This window comes from Holdemanella hominis (genome assembly GCF_014306155.1).
In the GTDB taxonomy this organism is placed as follows: Bacteria; Bacillota_I; Bacilli_A; order Erysipelotrichales; family Erysipelotrichaceae; genus Holdemanella; species Holdemanella hominis.
Window position 1 is genome coordinate 1 of record NZ_JACRWH010000085.1, and the last position, 4,883, is coordinate 4,883.

At 51.6% G+C, this 4,883-nt stretch carries 3 rRNA genes; all 3 read left to right on the forward strand.

What is annotated here, in order from left to right:
* The first annotated feature begins 34 nt into the window (after positions 1–34).
* Positions 35–1,575, forward strand: a 16S ribosomal RNA gene (locus tag H8911_RS11675).
* A 225-nt stretch (positions 1,576–1,800) separates the two neighbouring features.
* Positions 1,801–4,699: ribosomal RNA gene (locus H8911_RS11680) — 23S ribosomal RNA — on the forward strand.
* A gap of 60 nt (positions 4,700–4,759) precedes the next feature.
* A 5S ribosomal RNA gene (gene rrf / locus H8911_RS11685) occupies positions 4,760–4,873 on the forward strand.
* The 16S, 23S and 5S rRNA genes sit together here, the layout of an rRNA operon.
* Positions 4,874–4,883 lie beyond the last annotated feature (10 nt).

Here is a 4,883-nt window from a genome sequence, read left to right on the forward strand (position 1 = left end):
AAAGAAAGATGTCAGAGACATCTAAGAGCTAAATCAAATGGAGAGTTTGATCCTGGCTCAGGATGAACGCTGGCGGCATGCCTAATACATGCAAGTCGAACGAGAGGAAGGAAAGCTTGCTTTCCTAAATCTAGTGGCGAACGGGTGAGTAACACGTAGGTAACCTGCCCATGTGCCCGGGATAACTTCTGGAAACGGATGCTAAAACCGGATAGGTAGCAGACAAGCATTTGACTGCTATTAAAGTGGCTAAGGCCATGAACATGGATGGACCTGCGGTGCATTAGCTAGTTGGTGAGGTAACGGCCCACCAAGGCGACGATGCATAGCCGGCCTGAGAGGGCGGACGGCCACATTGGGACTGAGACACGGCCCAAACTCCTACGGGAGGCAGCAGTAGGGAATTTTCGTCAATGGGGGGAACCCTGAACGAGCAATGCCGCGTGAGTGAGGAAGGTCTTCGGATCGTAAAGCTCTGTTGTAAGAGAAAAACGGCACTCATAGGGAATGATGAGTGAGTGATGGTATCTTACCAGAAAGTCACGGCTAACTACGTGCCAGCAGCCGCGGTAATACGTAGGTGGCGAGCGTTATCCGGAATGATTGGGCGTAAAGGGTGCGTAGGTGGCAGATCAAGTCTGGAGTAAAAGGTATGGGCTCAACCCGTACTTGCTCTGGAAACTGATCAGCTAGAGAACAGAAGAGGACGGCGGAACTCCATGTGTAGCGGTAAAATGCGTAGATATATGGAAGAACACCGGTGGCGAAGGCGGCCGTCTGGTCTGGATTCTGACACTGAAGCACGAAAGCGTGGGGAGCAAATAGGATTAGATACCCTAGTAGTCCACGCCGTAAACGATGAGAACTAGGTGTTGGGGGAATAACTCAGTGCCGCAGTTAACGCAATAAGTTCTCCGCCTGGGGAGTATGCACGCAAGTGTGAAACTCAAAGGAATTGACGGGGGCCCGCACAAGCGGTGGAGTATGTGGTTTAATTCGAAGCAACGCGAAGAACCTTACCAGGCCTTGACATCCCTTGCAGAGGTATAGAGATATATCCGAGGTTATCAAGGAGACAGGTGGTGCATGGTTGTCGTCAGCTCGTGTCGTGAGATGTTGGGTTAAGTCCCGCAACGAGCGCAACCCTTGTGATATGTTACTAACATTGAGTTGAGGACTCATATCAGACTGCCGGTGATAAACCGGAGGAAGGTGGGGATGACGTCAAATCATCATGCCCCTTATGGCCTGGGCTACACACGTACTACAATGGCGTCTACAAAGAGCGGCAAGCCTGTGAAGGCAAGCGAATCTCATAAAGGACGTCTCAGTTCGGATTGAAGTCTGCAACCCGACTTCATGAAGCTGGAATCGCTAGTAATCGCGAATCAGCATGTCGCGGTGAATACGTTCTCGGGCCTTGTACACACCGCCCGTCAAACCATGGGAGTTGGTAATGCCCGAAGCCGGTGGCATAACCCTTCGGGGAGTGAGCCGTCGAAGGCAGGACCGATGACTGGGGTTAAGTCGTAACAAGGTATCCCTACGGGAACGTGGGGATGGATCACCTCCTTTCTAAGGAGAAAGAAGAAACGTGGAAATTGAAGGAAAAGGGAGTATGAGATCCTGTTTAGTTTTGAGAGGTCATAGACTTCTCAGAGGAATCGATCTTTGAAAACTGAGCAACTAAGAAGAAAAGACATAACAGAAAAGGTCTAAAACGTAAGTTGTAAGATAAACTGAGAAAACAGTAAAAAACAGTTCTTGAAAAAGAACATCTCGAAACACACGAGAACCACTGATTAAGTAAGGAAGGGCGTACGGCGAATGCCTTGCCACTCGAAACTGAAGAAGGACGCGCCAAACTGCGAAAAGCTCCGTGAAGCTGTAAGGAAGCGAAGAAGCGGAGGTGTCCGAATGGGGGAACCCGGCAGCAGACATGAGCTGTCATCTGCAGGTGAATACATGGCCTGCAAGAGAGGTACCCGGCGAACTGAAACATCTAAGTAGCCGGAGGAAAAGAAAACAACAGTGATTCCCTGAGTAGCGGCGAGCGAAAGGGGAGAAGCCCAAACCGGTCCAAGGACCGGGGTTGAAGGACCATGATATGGCAAGAGCGAGGATAGGAGAACGGGATCGAAAGCCCGGCCGAAGAAGGTGAAAGCCCTGTAACCGAAATCCGAGCGAAGCCTAATGGGATCCTGAGTACGGCGAGACACGAGAAATCTTGTCGGAAGCAGGCGGGACCATCCGCCAAGGCTAAATATAAACGAGTGAGCGATAGTGAACCAGTACCGTGAGGGAAAGGTGAAAAGAACCGCGGGAGCGGAGTGAAAGAGAACCTGAAACCGTATGCCTACAAGAAGTCAGAGCCCGTTAAGGGGTGATGGCGTGCCTTTTGTAGAATGAACCGGCGAGTTGCGACAGACTGCGAGGTTAAGGAGGAAAGACCGGAGCCGAAGCGAAAGCGAGTCTTAATAGGGCGAAAGTAGGATGTTGCAGACCCGAAACCGGGTGATCTAGCCATGAGCAGGTTGAAGTTGAGGTGAAACTCAATGGAGGACCGAACCGACTACCGTTGAAAAGTTAGCGGATGACTTGTGGCTAGGGGAGAAATTCCAATCGAACCCGGAGATAGCTGGTTCTCCCCGAAATAGCTTTAGGGCTAGCGTCGGAAAGAACCTTAGTGAAGGTAGAGCACTGAATGTGTGATGGCCCCATCCCGGGGTACTGAATACAATCAAACTGCGAATGTCATTAAGGATGTCCGGCAGTCAGACTGTGAGTGATAAGGTCCATGGTCAAGAGGGAAACAGCCCAGACCGCCAGTTAAGGTCCCAAAATACAGGCTAAGTGGAAAAGGATGTGGGGATGCCCAGACAACTAGGAGGTTGGCTCAGAAGCAGCCATCCTTTAAAGAGTGCGTAACAGCTCACTAGTCGAGTGACCCTGCGCCGAAAATGTACCGGGGCTAAGCCTGATACCGAAACTGCGGATTGTAGGAAACTATAGTGGTAGGGGAGCGTTGTATACGAGCAGAAGCCGTACCGTGAGGAGCGGTGGATTGTATAGAAGTGAGAATGCCGGTGTGAGTAGCGAGATGTAGGTGAGAATCCTACACACCGAAAGCCCAAGGATTCCAGGGGAAGGTTCGTCCGCCCTGGGTAAGTCGGGACCTAACGCGAGGCCGAAAGGCGTAGTGGATGGAAAGCAGGCGAAAGATTCCTGCACCCGTATATGGAGCGAAGGAGTGACGGAGACGGATAGTGTGACCCTCTTAATGGATTGAGGGCGAAGCGAAGCGGCTGGTTATCAGGCAAATCCGGTAACCAAAAGGCTAGAGCGTGACAGGTAAGCGAAATCTTAGGAAAGTAGCGAAGCACATGATGACGACTTCCAGGAAAAGCTTCTGGCAATGCATATGCGGCCCGTACCAAAACCGACACAGGTGGGCAGGGAGAGAATCCCGAGGTGAGCGAGAGAACTGTTGCCAAGGAACTCGGCAAAATGACTCCGTAAGTTAGCGAGAAGGAGTGCTTAAGCAATTAAGCCGCAGTGAAGAGGCCCAAGCGACTGTTTAACTAAAACACAGCTCTCTGCGAAGTCGCAAGACGAAGTATAGGGGGTGACACCTGCCCGGTGCTGGAAGGTTAAGAGGATCTGTTAAGAGCGATCTGAAGCAGTGATCCGAAGCCCCAGTGAACGGCGGCCGTAACTATAACGGTCCTAAGGTAGCGAAATTCCTTGTCAGGTAAGTTCTGACCCGCACGAAAGGTGTAACGATTTGGGCGCTGTCTCGGCAGCAGACTCGGTGAAATCTTAGTACCTGTGAAAATGCAGGTTACCCGCAACTAGACGGAAAGACCCCATGGAGCTTTACTGCAGCCTGATATTGAATTCTGGTCATACATGTACAGGATAGGTGGGAGACAAAGAGACGTGCACGCCAGTGTACGAGGAGTCGTCGTTGGGATACCACTCTTGTGTGACCGGGGTTCTAACCTGGTATCGAGAACAGGTACGGGGAGAGTGTCAGGTGGGCAGTTTGACTGGGGCGGTCGCCTCCCAAAGAGTAACGGAGGCGCCCAAAGGTACGCTCAGATTGGATGGAAACCAATCGTCGAGTGCAATTGCAGAAGCGTGCTTGACTGTGAGACAAACAAGTCGAACAGGGACGAAAGTCGGGAATAGTGATCCGGCGGTGCCGAATGGAAGGGCCGTCGCTCAACGGATAAAAGCTACCCTGGGGATAACAGGCTGATCTCGCCCAAGAGTTCACATCGACGGCGAGGTTTGGCACCTCGATGTCGGCTCATCGCATCCTGGAGCTGGATTCGGTTCCAAGGGTTGGGCTGTCCGCCCATTAAAGCGGTACGCGAGCTGGGTTCAGAACGTCGTGAGACAGTTCGGTCCCTATCTGTTGTGGGCGAAGGAGATCTGCGGAGAGCTGTCCTCAGTACGAGAGGACCGGGATGGACCTACCGCTGGTGCACCGGTTGTTCCGCCAGGGGCATAGCCGGGTAGCTAAGTAGGGAAAGGATAAGCGCTGAAAGCATCTAAGCACGAAGCCTACTCCAAGATGAGATCTCCCATTCGCAAGAAGTAAGACCCCTTAAAGACGATAAGGTAGATAGGCCAGGGATGGAAGTGCAGTGATGTACGGAGTTGACTGGTACTAATCGGTCGAGGACTTAATCAGGAATATGGAATTTCTTCAGAATAGTTGTTCGGTTTTGAGGGATCGAAAGAGAACTCAAGATCCGGTGGCGATAGCAAAGTGGACACACCTGAACTCATCCCGAACTCAGAAGTTAAGCACTTTCACGGCGACAATAGTTGGGCTTGCCCCTGCGAAGATAGCTAGCTGCCGGGTCCTTTTTTTT